Source organism: Paracoccus sp. S3-43, assembly GCF_029027965.1.
GTDB lineage: Bacteria > Pseudomonadota > Alphaproteobacteria > Rhodobacterales > Rhodobacteraceae > Paracoccus.
The window spans coordinates 1,567,744-1,585,744 of sequence record NZ_CP119082.1 but is presented as its reverse complement, the minus strand read 5'-3'; the positions used below and the strand labels follow the sequence as shown (position 1 = coordinate 1,585,744).

Below are 18,001 nucleotides of genomic sequence, written 5' to 3'. Positions count from 1 at the left end.
TCATGGCGTTTCACGAGGTCCGGTTTCCGGACGATATCAGCCGCGGTGCGCGCGGCGGACCGGAGCGGCGCACCCAGATCGTCGAGCTCGCCTCTGGCGACGAGGAGCGCAACGCCAGCTGGGCCAACTCGCGCCGCCGCTACGATGTGGCCTATGGCATCCGCCGCGCCGACGATCTCGCCGCCGTCGTGGCCTTCTTCGAGGCGCGGAACGGGCGGCTGCACGGCTTCCGCTTCAAGGACTGGGGCGACCACAAGTCCTGCCTGCCCTCGCAGACGCCTACGCCGACCGACCAGCCAATCGGCACCGGCGACGGCACGACGACCGCCTTCCAGCTGCTGAAGCGCTACGCCTCCGGCGCGCAATCCTGGACGCGTGCGATCACCAAGCCGGTGGCAGGCAGCGTGCGCATCGCGCTCGCCGGTGTCGAGCAGCCCTCGGGCTGGTCGGCCGATACCACGACCGGTCTCGTCACCTTCGCTGCGCCCCCAGCCGCGGGCGTCGCCATCACCGCCAGCTTCGCGTTCGACGTGCCCGTTCGTTTCGACACCGATGCGCTCGACGTGACGCTCGACCTCGAGCGGTTCGGCTCGATCACCTCCATCCCGCTTCTGGAACTGCGCCGATGAAGATACTCGACCCCTCACTGCAGGCCCATCTCGACGACGGCACGACGACGCTCGCTTGGTGCTGGCGCATCAGCCGCGCCGACGCCGTCACCTTCGGCTTCACCGACCACGACCGGACGCTCGCCTTCGATGGGACCGACTTCGAGCCCGAGAGCGGATTGACGGCCTCCGAGGTGCGGTCGGGCTCGGACCTGTCGGTCGATGCGCAGGACGCCGAGGGCGTGCTGACCTCCGACCGCATCACAGAGACCGACATCCTCGACGGCCGCTGGGACAACGCCGAGGTCGAGGTCTGGCGGGCGAACTGGGCCGACCCCAGCCAGCGCGTGCTGATGCGCCGCGGGGCCATCGGCCAGATCCGGCGCGGCCGGCTGGCCTTCGTCGCGGAGGTCCGATCGCTCGCCCATGTGCTGGGCCAGACGGTCGGGCGGACATTCCAGGCGAGCTGCGACGCCGCGCTCGGAGATGCGCGCTGCGAGGTCAATCTGGAGGATCCCGCCTTCAAGGGCACTGGCAGCGTCATCGATCTCCTGCGCGATCGGGCCTTCACCGCCTCGGGCCTCGGTGGGTTCACCTCCGGCTGGTTCACCTTCGGCACGCTGGAATGGACGAGCGGCGCGAATGCGGGCCGGCGCACCGAGGTGCTGGGCCATGACGTCACGGACGGCGTGGCGATCCTGACCCTGCTCGAGGCGCCGGTGCGCGCGATCGCCGAGGATGATGCCTTCACCATCCGTGCGGGCTGCGACAAACGGATGGAGACCTGTGGCGCGAAGTTCGCCAACACCGCCAACTTCCGAGGCTTCCCACACATCCCCGGCCAGGATGCCGTGCTGCGCTACGCCACGAAGGATGGCGGCCACGAAGGGTCCGTGCTGTGACCTCCGCTGATCCCACCCGCGTCATCATCATCGGGCGGTCTTGGCTCGGCACGCCGTATCACGACCAGGCCAGCCTGCGCGGTGTTGGCTGCGACTGCCTTGGTCTCGCGCGCGGCGTCTGGCGCGAGGTCGTGGGTCCAGAGCCGTTCCCGATCCCGCCCTACAGCCGGGATTGGGGCGAGACCGGGCCGCGCGAGGTTCTGGCCGAGGGCGCACGGCGCATGATGATCGAAGTGGAACCCGCGGCGGCCGGTCCCGGCGGGCTGGTGCTCTTCCGCATGAAGCCGCGCGCCATCGCCAAGCATGTCGGGATCCTCACAGGGCCCGGCACCTTCCTCCACGCCTATGAGCGGCTCGGCGTGATCGAGGAACCGCTCACGCAACCCTGGCGGCGGCGCATCGCCTTCGCCTTCCTGTTTCCGCAAACCTGAGACCCACCCATGGCCACCCTCGTTCTCGGTGCCGCTGGCGCCGCCATTGGCGGCAGCATCGGCGGTGCGATCCTCGGCGTCAGCGCCGCGACCATCGGCGGCTTCATCGGCTCGACCATCGGCTCGGTCGTCGACAGCTGGATCATCTCGTCGCTGGCGCCCACCCAGCGCATCGAGGGCGCGCGGCTCGACACGCTGCGCATCACCTCGGCCACCGAGGGCGCGGTGATCCCTCGGCTCTACGGCCGGATGCGGATGGGCGGCAACATCATCTGGGCGACCGATTTCCGCGAGGAGACGAAGACCACCACCCAAGGCGGCGGCAAGGGCGGCGGGGGCGGCAAGGTCAAGACGACCGAGTATCTCTACTACGCGAGCTTCGCTGTCGCCTTGTGCGAAGGCCCGATCACCGGCATCGGCCGCATCTGGGCCGACGGCAAGCCGATGGACCTCTCCGGCGTCACGTGGCGCTGGCATCCCGGCGACGAAGCGCAGACCGCCGATCCGTTCATCGCCGCGAAGATGGGGGCGGTCAACACGCCCGCCTATCGCGGCACCGCGTATGTCGTCTTCGAGGAACTGGCGCTCTCGACCTACGGCAACCGCCTGCCGCAGCTCTCCTTCGAGGTGTTCCGGCCGCTCGCCGATCCCGACACCGCCGAGGGGCTGACCCGCGCCGTCACCATGATCCCGGCCTCGGGAGAGTTCACCTACGCCACGCAGGCGATCCGCAAGACCGATGGCGGCGCGACGCAGGCGGAGAACCTGAACGCGCTGGCCGATTCCACAGACATGGTGGAGGCGCTGGACCGGCTGAAGGCGATGGCGCCCGCGGTCGAGAGCGTTAGTCTCGTCGTGGCCTGGTTCGGCGACGATCTGCGCGCGGGATCGTGCAAGGTGCGGCCGGGCGTCGAGGTCTCGGCCAAGTCGACCACGCCCGCCAGTTGGTCGGCGAACGGCGTCAGCCGCGCCGATGCCTTCTTCGTCAGCCGCGACGACGAGGACCGCCCCGTCTATGGCGGTACGCCGGCCGACTTCGCCGTGGTGCAGGCGATCCAGGAGATGAAGGCGCGCGGGTTGCGCGTGACATTCTACCCCTTCATCCTGATGGACGTGCCGCCTAGCAACACGCTGCCGAACCCTTACAGCGACAACGCCGCAGAGACCGGCCAGCCGGTCTTCCCCTGGCGCGGGCGGATCACCTGTTCGCCTGCCGCAGGTTTCGCCGGGACCGTGGACAAGACCGCCACGGCCGCCACGCAGGTGGCGTCACTGTTCGGCACGGCCACGCCCGCGAGCTTCAGCGTCTCGGGTCAGTCGGTTTCGTGGACCGGCCGGGCCGGCGACTGGGGCCTGCGCCGGATGATCCTGCACTATGCCCATCTTTGCAAAGCTGCCGGCGGCGTCGATGCCTTTCTGATCGGGTCGGAGATGCGCGGTCTGACCACCATCCGCAGCGGCGCCGCGAGTTATCCCGCGGTGCAGGCCTGTCGCGAACTGGTGGCGGATGTCCGGACGATCCTCGGGACAGGCACGAAGATCGGCTATGCCGCCGACTGGTCCGAGTACTTCGGCCACCAGCCGGGGGACGGCAGCGGCGACGTGTTCTTCCACCTCGATCCGCTCTGGGCGGACCCGGAGATCGATTTCGTCGGCATCGACAACTACATGCCGCTCTCCGACTGGCGCGACGGGTTCGAGCATGCTGACGCCGCCGATGGCTGGCCCGCGATCTACGATCGGGCATATCTGCAGGCGAACATCGCGGGTGGCGAAGGCTTCGACTGGTTCTACGCCAGCGCCGCCGACCGCACCGCGCAGCTGCGGACCCCGATCACCGACGGTGCCGCCGGCAAGCCGTGGGTCTTCCGCTACAAGGATCTGCGCGCCTGGTGGTCGAACCAGCATTACAACCGCCCGGGCGGGGTGCAGAGCGCGACGCCGACGGAATGGGTGCCGCAGTCGAAGCCGATCCGGTTCACCGAACTCGGCTGCCCGGCCATCGACCGCGGCACCAACCAGCCGAACGTGTTCTTCGATCCGAAGTCCTCCGAGAGCTTCACGCCGTATTTCTCGCGGGGCTGGCGCGACGATGCGATCCAGCGCGCCTATCTCGAGGCGACCTATCTCTGGTGGGGCGTTCCGGCGAACAACCCGGTGTCCTCGGTCTACGGCGGCCGGATGGTGCATGTGCCCGAATGCGCCGCCTGGACCTGGGACGCGCGACCGTATCCGTTCTTCCCGGCGCTGACCGACGTCTGGACGGACGGTGCGAACTGGCGGCTCGGCCACTGGCTGACGGGGCGGCTCGGCGCGGTGTCACTGGCGGCGCTCGTGCGGCACCTCTGCCTGCGGGCCGGGATGCCCGGGTCGAGGATCGACGTCACCGGCCTCTGGGGCGCGGTCGAGGGCTACGCCATCACCGCGCTCGAAAGCCCGCGCGCCTCCATCACCACGCTGTCGCGGCATTTCGGCTTCGACGCCGTCGAGTCCGAGGGCGTGATCCGCTTCGTCATGCGCGGCCGGGCCGCGGTGGCGAGCGTGACGCCCGACGATCTGGTAGCGGCCCGCGAGGGCGACGTCCTCGAGCTGACGCGCGGCCAGGAGACCGAACTGCCGCAGGCGCTGAAATGGCAGGTCGCGCGCGCCGACGAGGATTACGGCGCGGCCCTCGTCGAGGCGCGGCGCATCACCGTGGACACGACGCGGATCGCGTCCGAGTCCTTCCCGATGGCCGTGCCGCCCGAGGAAGCTGAGCGCCGCTGCCGCCGCGCGCTGATGGAGGCGTGGGTGGGCCGGGAGACGGCGGCGTTCCGTCTGCCGCCCTCGCGTCTCGCGCTCGATCCGGCCGACGCGATCCGGCTGGAGCATGACGGACGGCTGGTCGATCTGCGGCTCGTCTCCATCGCCGACGCCGAGGCGCGCGGCATCGAGGCGGTCCGCCAGGACCGCGCGACCTACGATCTGCCGCCCGGCGATCCCTGCGCGGCATCGCTGACGCGGGCGGTGGTGTTCGGCGCACCGGATGCGGTGCTGATGGACCTGCCGCAGCTGACCGAGGACCAGCTCGCGCATCGGCCGCTGGTCGCGGCACACGCCGTGCCGTGGCCGGGCGAGATTGCAGTGTTCCGCAGCCCCGCGACCGATGGCTTCGAGCTGCTGACCACGTTCGGCAGCCGCGCCCGGATCGGGGCACTGGTCTCGGACTTCTACACGGGGCCGACGTCGCGCTTCGACCTCGGTAATGCGCTAGTGGTCGATCTGCTGACCGGAACGCTGGAGAGCGTGACCGACTTGACGCTGTTCGGCGGGGCCAACGCGCTCGCCATCGAGAGCGCGCCCGGCGTCTGGGAGATTGTGCAGGCGGGTGCGGCCAAATTGCTGGCGCCGGGCAGGTATCGGCTGACACGTCTCCTGCGCGGCCAGCGCGGCACGGAAGGCGCCATGGGCAACCCGGCGCCTGCGGGCGCGCGGGTCGTGGTCCTGGACACGGCGCTGGCGTCCCTACCAATCGCCGAGGCCGATCTCGGCATCCCGTGGAACTGGCGCATTGGTCCGGCGAGCCGCCCAATCAGCGACGAGACCTATGTGGCGCAGGCGTTCACGCCCACGGGCGTCGGGCTTCGGCCGTTCTCGGTCGCCCACGTCGAGCAGCCGTGGCGCAAGGCGCGCAGTCCCGGCGATCTGACGATCCGCTGGACCCGCCGGTCCCGGGCACTCGCGGCCGACAGCTGGGGCGGGTTGGAGGTGCCGCTGGTCGAGGAACTGGAAGCCTACGAGGTCGAGATCCTCGACGGCCCCATAGTGAAGCGGGTGCTGAGCACGGCCACGGCCAACGTGGTCTACAACGCTGCCGCCCAGACCGCCGACTGGGGCGCGCCGCTCGGCCTCGGCGACACGCTCGACATCCGCATCTACCAGCTCTCCGCCCTCGTGGGGCGGGGGGCGCCCAAGACCGTCACGCTGATACTTTGAAGGCCATCCCATGTCCGACGCCACGACCCATCTCCTGCTGCCCTACATCATGGCGGCGCAGGCCCAGAAGCACGTCACCCACAACGAGGCGCTGCGGCTCCTCGACGGGCTCGTCCAGCTTTCCGTCCTCGACCGGGATCTGACGGCCCCGCCCGGCAGCCCTGCGGATGGCGACCGCTACATCGTCGGCTCGGGCGCAACCGGCGACTGGGCGGGCTGGGACCTGAACGTCGCGCTCTGGACGGACGGCGCCTGGCTGCGCCTGCCGCCACGGACCGGGTGGCGTGCATGGGTCGAGGATGAGGGCCTGCTGCTGGTCTATGACGGCGCGGGCTGGGTCGGCACAACACCCACGGCGCTGCAGAACATGGCGCTGCTCGGGGTCGGCACGACGGCGGATGCGTCGAACCCGTTCTCGGCCAAGCTCAACGCCGCGCTCTGGTCCGCGAAGACCGTGGCCGAGGGCGGCACCGGCGATCTGTTCTACACCATGAACAAGGAGGCGGCCGGCGACGATCTCGGGCTGACCCTGCAGACCGGCTTCGTGACCAAGGCGCTGGTCGGCCTCTTCGGCTCGGATAGGTTCCGCCTCGCGGTCTCGGCCGACGGCAGCACCTTCTTCGACGGGCTGAGCGTCGACAACGCCAACGGCATCGTCGACCAGCCCCGTCTGCCCCGGTTCAAGGCTTACACCAACTACGACAATTACGTCGGCGTCGGGACCTGGACGAAGATCGGCCTGAACAACACCGACACCAACGATCAGGGCGCGTTCGACGCCGCGAACAACCATTTCGTGGCCCCGGTTGACGGCACCTACCTCTTCGGCGCGACGCTGCTCTACAAGATCAACGCCAGCGCCACGGCCCGCATGCGCGGGCGGCTCGTCCTGAACGGCACGACGGAAATCCGCGGCTCCCTCGGTGAAATCTCCGCCACCCATGTCTCGCTCGCCACCGCGATCTGGCTGCAGACCATGGTCCCGCTGACCGCGGGCGATACCGTCGAGCTGCAGGGGTATTTCCGGGTCGCGGACGGCTACTTCGCGGCCGATCACACGTCCTTCTGGGGCTGCAAAATCGGCTGAGCGGCGGAAGGAGGATCCGATGAACCCACCCCGATCCGAGGGCTTCGTGCGTATGCCCGACGCCGAGTTCGAGGCGATCCTGACGCGGGCCGCCGAGGAAGGCGCCAAGCGCGCGCTCGCCGATGTCGGTCTCGACGGCGACGAGGCCGCGCTCGACATCCGCGATCTGCGCTCCCTGGTGGACTGCATCCGGCTGGTGCGCCGCACGGCGATGCAGACCGCCGTCCGCATGATCACCACCGGCGTCATGCTGGCGCTGCTGGCGGGCATCGCCATCAAGCTCAGGATCTTCGGCGGCAGCCCGTAGCTGCACAACACCCCGAACCATCAGCTCAGCCACACCCGCCCTCGAGGCGGGTTCTTCATTTCTGGAGGCCCCCCATGACCACGACCTTCCACCGCCACTGGCGCGACGTGCCGAAGAATGCCTGGCGCTGGCCGAACTTCTCGCCCGCCGAGATCGCCTGCCGCGGCACCGGCAAGCTGCTGATCAACGAACCCGCGCTCGACAGGCTGCAGGCGCTGCGCGACCGGCTGGAAAAACCGCTGATCGTGCGCTCGGCCTATCGCAGCCCCGAGCACAACCGCGCCGTTGGCGGTGCACAGCGGTCGAAACATCTCGGCGGCGCCGCCTTCGACATCGCCATGGCGAACCACGACCCGGTGGCCTTCGAGGCCGCGGCGCGGGCGGTCGGATTCCTCGGCTTTGGCTTCTACCCGCGCTCGGGCTTCATCCATGTCGATCTCGGCCCGGCACGGCAGTGGGGCGAGCGCTTCCCGGTCCGGCCGACTCCCTTCGCTGCCGAAACCCCGCCGGCGCGCGAAGTGCTGGCGCAGAGCCGCACCATGAAGGGTGGCGGAGCGGCCGGTGTGGCGACGCTGGGCGCGGCGGGCGTCGAGGTGGCACAGAACGTTCTGGCCGAGACCCAATCCGCTATCCTGCCGCTCGTACCCTATCTCGGAACGCTGCGCTGGGTGTTCATCGCCGTGGCGCTCGGGGGCATCGCGGTCACGATCTACGCGCGGCTCGATGACTGGAAGCGGGGGCGTCGATGATCGCCGCGCTGCTAGGCGGCATTGCCGCCAGCCCATGGATGCGGGCCGCGCTGCGCTACGGCGCCGTTGGCTTCAGCGTGCTTTTCTTCCTGCTCGCGCTCCGGCGGTCCGGCGAGCGAGCCGGCCGCCTCGCCGAACGCTATGAGACCACGGAGAAGACCAATGACGTGCATCGCCGGATGCTGGAGGCTGCCGCTCGTCGTCCTCGGTCTCGTGACGAGCTTACTGAGCGGCTGCGCAACGGTCGGTTCTGAAAACGGCGGCCTCGCGATGTGCCCGCCGGCTGTGGAGTACAGCCGTGAGCTTCAGGGGCGGGCCGCCGACGAACTGGCGTGGTTGCCGGAAGGCTCGATCATCGCGGAAATGCTGAGCGACTACGCAGTGATGAGAGAGCAGGCTCGGGCCTGCTCTCTTGAGACAAGCTAGCAAGAGCCTGAGCGCCTGCGGTCTGCAATCCGCACCAATATGGCGGCAGGCAGCATGCCGATCGATCGCTGGACGCAGCGGCCAGGTGGTGTCCCTCACCGAACGAACCAGGACGATGCACCCGCCTCCAGGCAGGTCCGGCACCGTGATCGACCGCATCGCGCCATTCTGCTGGACCGCTGGCGGGCTCCGCCGCCCCGAGCTGCGCGGCCGAGCCCTTGTAATCGCCGGCGCTCCTCTGGCTTCTCGCCTTCTTGCTGATCCCGTTCCTTGTCGCCAGGATCAGCGTCGTGATCCCGAGGATCGCCGGGTCAGTACGTCCTCAATCTCGCGCGCCACGTCGTCGATGCCCTGCATTCCATCAACCGTAATGAGCTCATTCCTTCGGCGATAGTAGTCCAGTAGCGGCTCCGTCTTGTTCCGGTATGCGTCGAGACGTCTGACAAAGGTATCCCGATTGTCGTCGCTGCGAGCGGTGCCGCCAGCGGCCACCGTATCGGCGACGCGCTTTTCCATTCGCTCGACCAGCGAGGTCTCATCGACCTTCAGTTCGATGACTGCGTCAAGCCTGACACCCCTTTGCTCCAGCATGGCTGTCAGGGACTCCGCCTGCGCGACTGTCCGGGGAAAGCCGTCGAGAACGAACCCCTTGCGGCAATCCTCTTGATCGATCCGGTCGGATACCATCTGGTTGACCACATCGTCGGGTACGAGTTCGCCGCCATCCATGATCGTCTTGACCCGCCGCCCGGTTTCGGTGCCTTTGGTCACAGCAGCGCGCAGCATATCTCCTGTAGAAAGCTGCGGGATCGAGTGGCGTTCCGCCAGACGCTGCGCCTGCGTTCCCTTCCCTGCTCCCGGTGGTCCGAACACTATCAGTCTCATTGTCTCTTCTCACCTCTTGGATCGCCACGAGGGCGATGGCGGCGGCAATTCCGATGCACCCAGTACCGTTCGGAGAAGCCCTGCACTTGCGCGCAGACCGCCGCTGGCCGTGTAGGCGAACATGATATCCCTGCCTTCAGGTCTGACGCCGGAGCGGGACCGCTCCGGCGCCGAACTCCTTAGCGGCTCGATCCTCCGTAGACGATGCCATTGGGCCGATCGCCGACCGGCACCGTCCTGACCACGTTCTGGCTCTCGACGTCGATGATCGACACTGTGTCGTCCGCGATGTTGGTCACGAACACGTTAGCCCCGTCCGCCGACGCCGACACGCCATGGGCGCCCCCTCCGGTGGTGATCGTTTTCACGACCGCTCCGGTCGCCGTGTCGATCACGGACACCGTGTCGTTCGGCTCCGCGTCAGTGCCCTGGTTGGCCACGTAGACGTAGGCTCCATCGGGGGTCGCGAACATCTGAATCGGGTTCGGCCCGACGTCGATCCCGTTCGTCACCTCGCGGGAGGCGGTGTCGATGACGTCCACCCGGTTCTCGTCCCGCAGCGAGACGTAGACCTGATCGCCAGACGGCGTGAACCCGACCTGAACGGGGGCTGCGCCCACCGGAATGCGCGCAACTTCCGTCAGCGCCTGCGTATCGATAACGGAAACCGAGCCGTCCTCGACATTGGCCACGTAGAGCTCGCTCTCATCCGGGCTGAGGCGAAGGCCGTGCGGATAATCCCCCGTCGCGATGCGCCCGATGACCTCGGCTTGTTCGAGGTCAACCACGGCGATCTCGTCTCCGCCAGCCAGCGAGACATAGGCGCGGCCAAGCCGGTCAGCGACAACGTGGGCCGGGTGGGAGCCCACCGCCACGGTCGCCTTCGGCGTGGAGATGTTCTGCGGATCGAGAATGACCAGCAGACCTTCGGCCGCGTCTTCCGCGCCGTGCCCGTGGCCGTCCGATCCGTGATCCCCTTCCGTGGCAGGATCTCCGACTGCCAGCAGCAGCTTGCCGTCGGGCGTCAGATCGACGTTGTGGGGCGCGACTGGGATCGAAACCGTGTCGATCGCTCCGGTGCCGAGATCGATGGCGCTGATCGAATTGCCGCCTTCATTGGCGGAATAGACGATCCAGCCGGTCTGACCCAGCACTGCCGGCGCCTCGCCGGCGTTCGTCTCCAGCCATGCCTGCATTTCGGCGATCTCGCCTTCCTGCGCCGCGATGATCTGGTCCGCCCATGCCTTGGTCTGCGGATCGTCGCCGTATTGCTGGACGATCTTCGCCATGTCGATCGCACCCTGATGATGCGGGATCATGCCCCGCACGAAGGCGACGTCCGGATCGTCGGCCATGACGCCTTCCATCATCGGTCCGTGCATTTCATTCATCGAGGCGACGTAGGCCTGCGTGAAGTCGGGAGCGCCGGAAAGGCTCGTTGCGGCGCCGTCAGTGCCGGGTGCGGCCATTCCGCCGTGCATGCCCCCCTGCATCATCTGCTGCATCGCCTGCATCATGGCTTGGCCATGCTCGGGCATCCCCTGCATGCCCGGCATCTGAGGTCTGGGCACGGGAGCCGGTTCCGCCTGGGCGGGCGGGGTTCCCGGGTGGTGGGTGTCATGTTCGGCCTGGGCGAGAGCAGCGCCTGGCAGGCCCGCCAGCAGGCTGACGGAAAGAACAATTGCAGTTCGGTTCATGGGTTTTCATCCTTTGGCACCGGAGCGCCGGCGTCCCATTCGCGGACGCGGCCTCCGAAAGTTCGTCTGAGATCGAGATGCGCACTTTCCGGCGATTGCGCCGGAGCGGCCGTCACGCAGCGATCAGACGAGGCGGCCTCAGGATTCCTTCGGGGGATCGTTCCCAGGGGGCACGGTGCATGACCCTGAACGGTTCGCCATTCACGGACGGCCCGAACGTCGGCGGTTGGGCGGGAACGGCAGCGATCAGACAGGTCTGACAGCAGTCCGCCAGCATCTCGCCGCCGTCATCACTCTCGCAGCCTGCAGATGTCTCTGCCCCGTGATCGCCGGGCAGGTGATGTTGAGCGCATTGGCTCGCCGTAGCAGCGCTCTGGTGGAGAGCGTGTCCGGTCGGGCTGGCATGCGCCATGCCCTGCAGAACGAGGGAGCTGATGGCAAGCAACAGGAGGCCGACCGCGAACTGCCGCAATCGGCCGCACCTCTTCGCGAACGCAACTCTCGAGCGCCCGCTCATGAGCCACCTGCCTTCTCGGTATCGAGCCGGGGCAATGCGCCGCTGACGCGGGTCGGTTCGGTGGCAAGGTGGCCGGTCATCTGGAGGCGCCTGGCTCAGATTTCCTGCGCGCCGAGGTAGCGCCCGAAGGTCTGAGTGGTCGGGCCGAACAGGAGCACTTCATAGGCTCCGGGGTCGGCGCCGGAAAAATCCATGCCCGGCGAGCCGGCAGGCATTCCGGGAACGGCAAGTCCCGTCCCGGAGGGCCGCTCGGCCAGCAGGCGGCGGATCGCGGCAGCTGGCACATGACCCTCCACCACATAGCCCTCCACCTCGGCCGTATGGCAGGAGCTCAGCTCGGCCGGCACGCCGAGCCGCTCCTTGAGACTGAACACGTCGTCCGAGTCCACCACCCGGACCGGGAAGCCCGCGGCTTCGATATGCTCGATCCAGCCACCGCAGCAGCCGCAGGACGGATCCTTGGTGACGGTCACGAGCGGCAGGGCCTCGGGCCGCGCCCAGGCCGGCATCGACAGCAGGACCGGTAGTGCGGCAGCCGCCGCGAGAACGGCGCGCCGGCCGATGGTGTGATCGTTCCGCATCGTCAAACCTTTCTTCGTGGGCTCCATGATCTCACCGGCCCGTTCGGAACGCGACCCACGAACGGTTGAGAATGCGCCTGCGTGCCGCGGCATGATGTCGCCTGTCCGATGCGCTCGCGGGATCGGCCGGCGATGCCACCCGGTCATCACAGCTTCACCCCTCGCAGCCGTGACGCGTTCGCGATCACGCTGACCGAGGACAGCGCCATAGCAGCCGCGGCAATGATCGGCGACAGCAGGATGCCGAAGAACGGATACAGCAGGCCGGCCGCGATCGGGATTCCCAAAGCGTTATAGATGAAGGCGAAGAACAGGTTCTGGCGGATGTTGCGCATCACCGCCTGCGACAGTCGTCGCGCCCGGACGATGCCGGTGAGATCGCCCTTCAGCAGCGTGACGCCCGCGCTCTCCATCGCGACGTCGGTGCCGGTGCCCATGGCGATGCCGACATCCGCCGCGGCCAGCGCCGGCGCGTCGTTGACGCCGTCGCCCGCCATCGCCACCACCTCGCCCGCCGCCTTGTGCCGCTGCACGACCTCGCTCTTCTGGTCAGGCAGGACCTCGGCCTCGACCTCGTCGATGCCGAGCTGGCGGGCGACCGCCTTCGCTGTGGTCCAGTTGTCACCGGTGAGCATGACGACACGGATCCCTTGCGCCTTCAGCGCGGCCAGCGCCTCGGGCGTCGAGGGCTTGACCGGATCGGCGATCGCGAAGATCGCGGCGACCTCTCCGTCCACACCCATGAAGATCGCGGTCGCCCCGTCCTCGCGCAGCCGGTCGGCCTGCGCGGCCAGCGGCGCGACATCGACCCCCTGTTCGGCCAGGAACTTCGCATTGCCGAGGGGAATGCGCTTGCCCTCGACGGTGCCGTAAGCACCCTTGCCGGTCGGCGAGTCGAAGTCCTCGACTGGCGCCATCGCGATCCCGCGTTCCTCGGCTGCCCGCACGATGGCGAGCGCCAGCGGATGCTCGCTCGCCCGCTCGACACTCGCGGCAAGGCGCAGGACGTCCGCCTCGGCCCAGCCGGATGCCGGAACGATGGCGGTGACGGCGGGCCGGCCCTCGGTCAGCGTGCCGGTCTTGTCGACGATGATCGTGTCGACCTTCTCCATGTGCTCCAGCGCCTCGGCGTTCTTGATCAGGACGCCGTTCTGCGCGCCGCGCCCCACGCCGACCATGATGGACATCGGCGTTGCCAGCCCCAGCGCACAGGGACAAGCGATGATGAGAACGGAAACCGCGGCAATGAGACCGAAGGAGAAGCGCGGCTCCGGGCCCCAGATCGACCAGGCGATGAAGGCGACCACCGCGACCACGATCACGGCCGGCACGAACCACCCCGAGACCTGGTCGGCCAGCCGCTGGATCGGGGCACGGCTCCGCTGCGCCTCGGCGACGAGCTGGACGATCTGCGACAGCATGGTGTCGCGTCCGACCTTGCGGGCCTCGATCACCAGCGCGCCGGACTGGTTCATGGTGCCGCCGATCGCCTTGGCGCCGACCTCCTTGGTCACCGGCATCGACTCGCCCGTCACCATCGATTCATCGACGGCGCTGCGGCCTTCCAGCACCTCGCCATCGACCGGCACCTTCTCGCCGGGCCGCACCCGCAGCCTGTTGCCGACATGGACGGTGTCGAGTTGCACCTCTTCTTCGGTGCCGTCATCACGGATGACCCGTGCGGTTTTCGGGGCGAGATCGAGCAGCGCCCGGATTGCGCCGCTGGTGCTCTCGCGCGCCCGGAGTTCCAGCACCTGTCCGAGCAGCACGAGCACGGTGATCACCGCCGCCGCCTCGAAATAGACTGCGACCGACCCGTCCGCCTGCCGGAACGCATCCGGGAAGATGCCGGGCGCGAGCGTCGCCACAGTGCTGTAGATCCAGGCTGTCCCTGTACCCATGGCGATCAGAGTGAACATGTTCAGGTTGCGCGTGACGAGGGACTGCCAGCCGCGCTGGAAAAACGGCCATCCGGCCCAGAGGACAGCCGGCGTGGCGAAGACAAGCTGCCACCAGTTGGAGGTCCGCAGACTGATATAGTGGTGCAGACCGAAAAAATGGACGCCCATCTCGAGGATCACCACCGGGATCGTCAGCGCCAGCCCCACCCAGAAACGGCGCCGCATGTCGATCAGCTCAAGGTTGGGCTCAGCTTCGAGACTGACGAGGACAGGCTCCAGTCCCATGCCGCAGATCGGGCATGATCCGGGGCCGACCTGCCGGATCTCCGGGTGCATCGGGCAGGTGTAGATCGTCCCCTCGGGAACCGGCTCTGCCTTGGCCGCCGCGGCGGCCGGATCGAGATAGCGTTCCGGCTCTGCAAGGAACTTCGCGCGGCACCCGCCCGAGCAGAAGTAATAGGGATGGCCGGCATGTTCGGCCCTGTGCGCGGCCGTGTGAGGATCGACCATCATTCCGCAGACCGGGTCCTTGACCTTGTGCGTGTCGTCCTGGGCGACGGCCGCGTGATCATGCGCATGACCGTGGGCGAAATGAGCGGGAGTCTGGTTCTGGTGATCGTGTTCGGTCTTGCTGGTCATGTTCACGCCTCCTCGGCGCTTCCTGAGTTCGTGTTTTATCCGTTCTGCACTTTCCAATCGCTGGAAGGTCAGGGGGTGATCGGAAACCGGAGTTCCGGCCCGTCAGGGATTGCCATGGACCTTTCCGACGCTGGCCTGTCCTGGCTCGGCATGTGACCGCATGATGTCGATGTCGACGGCGGCCTCCTCACCGTCGAGACAGTATTCCTCGATCTGGATCGTCGAGAAGTAGATGTTGAATCGCTCGCGCAGGAGATTGTTCGCCTGCCGCAGCACCCGCTCGCCGTCCTGCCAGTTTCGAACGCAGATGTGGCTCGAGAAGACATTGCGCCCGGATGTCAGGCTCCAGGCATGGACGTGATGCACATCCGTAACTCCCTCGAGCTGTCGGATGGCCTCGATGGCGGCTTCCAGGTCGAGGTCTTCCGGCGTGCCTTGCAACAGGATGTGCAATGCCTCGCGCAGAATGCCCCAGGAGGCCCAGAGCAGCACCAGCCCGAAGGCCATGCCAAGCAGCGGGTCGATGGCCAGAAAGCCCGTAAACCGGATCACTAGTGCCGAAATGATGATGAGGAAGCTGCCGACGAAGGTCTGCAGGATGTGCCAGTAGGCCCCCCGCATGTTCAGGTTGCCCTTCTGGCGCTCGTAGAGCAGCCAGAGCGCGACAAGCTCGGTGGCGATCCCGCCCGCAGCGGCAAACAGCATCGGCGTCGTGGCCAGCTCGATCGGCTCCACGAGACGCATCGCACCCATCCACAGCACGAAAAGGGCCATCGCGACAAGAAACAGGCCGTTGAAAAGGGCGCCGAGGATCTCGGCCCGGACATAACCGAAGGTGCGCGCCGGGCTGGATTTCCGCTCGGTCAAGCGGAGCGCGACCAGCGCGATGAGCACGCCGCCCACGGCCGAGAAGGTGTGGAAGGCATCGGAGATGACGGCGACCGAGCCCGTCCAGATGCCGATCCCGAGTTCCACGATGAAGTAGAGACCGGTGAGCCAGCCCGAGATGACGAGCGCCTTGCGATCACCGCTCGCGGGCATGTGGCCCGTATGGCCGCCGTGAGACATCGACATGGGTTCAGTCTCCTGCTGACCGCGCACCATGCATCGTTGCGGTCGTTGAGGGCCGCCGCAGCTTCAAGCTCCGGCGGCCCGAGTCCTTACTGCTGGCCCGCGTTCTCCTCGACCCAGGCGGTCATCTCCTCGATTTCCGGGCCTTGGGCGTCGATGATCTTCTGAGCCATCGCCTTCGACTGCTCGTCATCGCCGTACTGGAGTTCGACCTCTGCCATGGCGATGGCGCCCGCATGATGCGCGATCATCCCGCAGTGGAAGGCGAGATCGGGGTCTTTGATGGTGTGGGTGGCCATCATCGGGCCGTTCATCTCCATCATGGCCCGCATGGAGGCCTGCTGGGCCTCATCCATGCCCTCCATGCCGCCCATCATGGCGGACATGTCCATGCCCTGCGTCATCCCCGGCATCCCGGACTGCTGGATCGCGTCCTGGCAGCCCTGCGGCAGGATCGACAGGTCGGTCATGGGACCTCCCTGTCCCGCCATGTGGCCTGCCTGCCCGCCTGTCGCGCTCTCCTGGGCGAAAGCCGCGGGCGCGGCGAGAAGGGCAGCAACGACGGCGGCGAGTTCAAACTTGCGCATAAGGGTTCTCCTTTGATGTAACTGGTTTCGGTCGCGGTCACGCGGCCATCTTCCGGCAGCTCTCGGCGCACCGGCGGCAAGCATCCACGCATTCCTGCATGTCGCCGATCTGCTCGCAGCTCCGGGCGCATTCCTCACAGATCTCGGCACACTCACGGCAGAGATGCTTGTGATGACTGGTGCCGATCAGCATGAAATTTGCCGCGGTCTGGCAAATTTCGGCGCAGGCGATCATGAGCCGGAAGTGCTCCGGCTCGACATGCCGGCCACCTGCCTCAAGACAATGGTTCATGGCCATGCTGAGGCAAGTGCTGTGGCAGCGCAGGCATTCGTCGATGCAGCCCTGCATTTCAGGGGACATCTGGTGCATCTGGATTCTCCATCTTCGGAAAGGCGCCGGGAAGAGAAGCAGCGAGCATGGCGCTCGGCACTCGCAGCCAGCGATGACACGAGACGACTTTCCTCGCGTCCACAGACCGTCTTCCCATCCCTCGGCGCGAGCGACGCCAGGCAGCAAGGCGCGACACGCGCTCTCGATGGGTAACGATCAGATCAGATGGACGTCCCGCGGGGGACGGCGCGGCCCATCCGGGGCAAGCCCGCTGAGCAGCGAGACCGGCATCACAAACTTCTGATCGTTCCTGCGCGGCTCTTTCAGATCAGGCGTTCGGCCGGGGATCAGCGCTGCCAGGCACGCATCTCCGCAACAGGCGAGCGTGTCATGGTTGTCATTGCTGGGCTCCTCCCCCACAGCCATCGAAGGAGCGTGATGCGGGACGGGGTCCGCCACGTTCGTCGCGGTCGGCGAAGATTCGGCGTGGACGGAGATGTGGGCATGACTGTGGGGCACCAGACTTCCGGCCGCCGCTCCATGGGCGATGAGCATGGCAGTTGCGAGAAGCGCCAGTGCACTCGCAAGCTTCTGCCAGACGAATCCGGCTTTCGTCCGGGGAGTCCACCGTTGCATCCTGTGGGAACGGCCGAGAGGGCGAAGTGTTCCGCTGATCATGGTGCTGCCGACATGCGTTCAGACCGTTTCTGCCTCCAGTTTGCCAAAGTCACCGGCGACGAACTGCGCGCGCGGATCGTGTTCCTGCAGGACTGGCTCGCCCAGCATGCCAAATGATGCTCCGGATACCAACCATCATCGGCCTCACCGCCTCCGCGCTCATCGCCACCTGGATCCTTGTCGAGTTGCGGGCGCACGCCGAGAATGCCGAGACGATGGCGCTGGGCCGCAGTATTTACGAGGCCCAGTGCGCCGCATGTCATGGCGCGGAGCTCGAAGGGCAGCCGGACTGGCAAATGCCTCTGCCCTCCGGGCGCCTGCCGGCTCCCCCGCACGACGCCACCGGCCACACATGGCATCATCCGGACGACATGCTGTTCCGGATCGTCAAGGAAGGCACCGCCGCCATCGTGGGAGGCGGATACGAGAGCGACATGCCCGGGTTTGCCGATGTCCTCAGCGACGCCGAGGTCCGGGCCGTGCTCGCCTACATCAAGAGCACGTGGCCGGAACGCGAGCGGAGCTATCAGGAGAAGATCACAGCAACGCGCTGAGAGGGAGGCGCCCTCGGGCGCAGGCAACTGGCATTCGTATCCGCACGGGGGAACCGCCGATAAGGTCGGCAGCTG

Annotated in this window: 17 protein-coding genes; 10 read left to right on the top strand and 7 right to left on the bottom strand. The window is 67.4% G+C overall.

All coding sequences use genetic code 11. The features are described 5' to 3' along the window. The first annotated feature begins 2 nt into the window (after positions 1-2). The 8 genes from PXD02_RS08210 (at position 3) to PXD02_RS08175 (ending at position 8,313) form a co-directional block, all read left to right on the top strand. Positions 3-629 carry a DUF2460 domain-containing protein gene (locus tag PXD02_RS08210; RefSeq protein ID WP_275106308.1) on the top strand — a complete coding sequence of 209 codons (627 nt, stop codon included), beginning with the start codon at positions 3-5 and terminating at the stop codon, positions 627-629. Beyond that, positions 626-1,510, top strand: a complete 885-nt coding sequence (locus tag PXD02_RS08205; RefSeq protein WP_275106307.1) for a DUF2163 domain-containing protein — start codon at positions 626-628, stop codon at positions 1,508-1,510. Before PXD02_RS08210 ends, PXD02_RS08205 begins: the two co-directional genes overlap by 4 nt. Continuing rightward, positions 1,507-1,941 (top strand): NlpC/P60 family protein, encoded by a 435-nt coding sequence (locus PXD02_RS08200; RefSeq protein ID WP_275106306.1) that lies wholly within the window; start codon positions 1,507-1,509, stop codon positions 1,939-1,941. Before PXD02_RS08205 ends, PXD02_RS08200 begins: the two co-directional genes overlap by 4 nt. 9 nt (positions 1,942-1,950) lie before the next feature. Then, positions 1,951-5,916, top strand: coding sequence for a baseplate multidomain protein megatron (locus PXD02_RS08195; RefSeq protein WP_275106305.1), 3,966 nt, complete (start codon positions 1,951-1,953; stop codon positions 5,914-5,916). A gap of 10 nt (positions 5,917-5,926) precedes the next feature. After that, positions 5,927-7,003 carry a DUF2793 domain-containing protein gene (locus tag PXD02_RS08190; protein ID WP_275106304.1) on the top strand — a complete coding sequence of 359 codons (1,077 nt, stop codon included), beginning with the start codon at positions 5,927-5,929 and terminating at the stop codon, positions 7,001-7,003. 19 nt (positions 7,004-7,022) lie between these two features. After that, positions 7,023-7,310 (top strand): DUF6127 family protein, encoded by a 288-nt coding sequence (locus tag PXD02_RS08185; RefSeq protein WP_275106303.1) that lies wholly within the window; start codon positions 7,023-7,025, stop codon positions 7,308-7,310. A gap of 74 nt (positions 7,311-7,384) precedes the next feature. After that, the gene (locus PXD02_RS08180; protein WP_275106302.1) at positions 7,385-8,059 is read left to right on the top strand and encodes a YcbK family protein; all 675 of its coding nucleotides are present in this window, start codon (positions 7,385-7,387) and stop codon (positions 8,057-8,059) included. Then, positions 8,056-8,313, top strand: a complete 258-nt coding sequence (locus PXD02_RS08175; protein WP_275106301.1) for a hypothetical protein — start codon at positions 8,056-8,058, stop codon at positions 8,311-8,313. The genes PXD02_RS08180 and PXD02_RS08175 overlap by 4 nt, the downstream gene beginning before the upstream one ends. 454 nt (positions 8,314-8,767) lie before the next feature. Here the strand turns inward: PXD02_RS08175 and PXD02_RS08165 are convergent, their stop codons facing one another. The 7 genes from PXD02_RS08165 to PXD02_RS08135 all read right to left on the bottom strand — a co-directional run bounded on the left by PXD02_RS08165 (position 8,768) and on the right by PXD02_RS08135 (position 16,733). Beyond that, on the bottom strand, positions 8,768-9,370 hold the full coding sequence (locus PXD02_RS08165) for an adenylate kinase (RefSeq protein ID WP_275106299.1): 603 nt from the start codon (positions 9,368-9,370) through the stop codon (positions 8,768-8,770). 179 nt (positions 9,371-9,549) lie between these two features. Next, on the bottom strand, positions 9,550-11,067 hold the full coding sequence (gene copM, locus PXD02_RS08160) for a CopM family metallochaperone (protein ID WP_275106298.1): 1,518 nt from the start codon (positions 11,065-11,067) through the stop codon (positions 9,550-9,552). 612 nt (positions 11,068-11,679) lie between these two features. Beyond that, a complete protein-coding gene (locus PXD02_RS08155; RefSeq protein ID WP_275106297.1) occupies positions 11,680-12,192 on the bottom strand; it encodes a DUF411 domain-containing protein in 513 nt (170 codons plus the stop codon). A gap of 119 nt (positions 12,193-12,311) precedes the next feature. Further along, the gene (locus tag PXD02_RS08150) at positions 12,312-14,705 is read right to left on the bottom strand and encodes a heavy metal translocating P-type ATPase (RefSeq protein ID WP_275106296.1); all 2,394 of its coding nucleotides are present in this window, start codon (positions 14,703-14,705) and stop codon (positions 12,312-12,314) included. Between the two features lie 102 nt (positions 14,706-14,807). Next, entirely contained in the window at positions 14,808-15,779 is a 972-nt protein-coding gene (locus tag PXD02_RS08145; RefSeq protein WP_275106295.1) for a cation diffusion facilitator family transporter, read from the bottom strand. A gap of 86 nt (positions 15,780-15,865) precedes the next feature. Next, entirely contained in the window at positions 15,866-16,246 is a 381-nt protein-coding gene (copM, locus tag PXD02_RS08140; RefSeq protein WP_275106294.1) for a CopM family metallochaperone, read from the bottom strand. A 154-nt stretch (positions 16,247-16,400) separates the two neighbouring features. Continuing rightward, entirely contained in the window at positions 16,401-16,733 is a 333-nt protein-coding gene (locus PXD02_RS08135; RefSeq protein ID WP_036700231.1) for a four-helix bundle copper-binding protein, read from the bottom strand. Positions 16,734-17,132: 399 nt separating this feature from the next. Between PXD02_RS08135 and PXD02_RS08130 the strand changes: the two genes are divergently transcribed. Beyond that, complete coding sequence (locus tag PXD02_RS08130) at positions 17,133-17,489, top strand: hypothetical protein (RefSeq protein ID WP_162784795.1); 357 nt, start codon at positions 17,133-17,135, stop codon at positions 17,487-17,489. Further along, complete coding sequence (locus PXD02_RS08125) at positions 17,486-17,926, top strand: c-type cytochrome (protein ID WP_114077099.1); 441 nt, start codon at positions 17,486-17,488, stop codon at positions 17,924-17,926. The genes PXD02_RS08130 and PXD02_RS08125 overlap by 4 nt, the downstream gene beginning before the upstream one ends. Positions 17,927-18,001 lie beyond the last annotated feature (75 nt).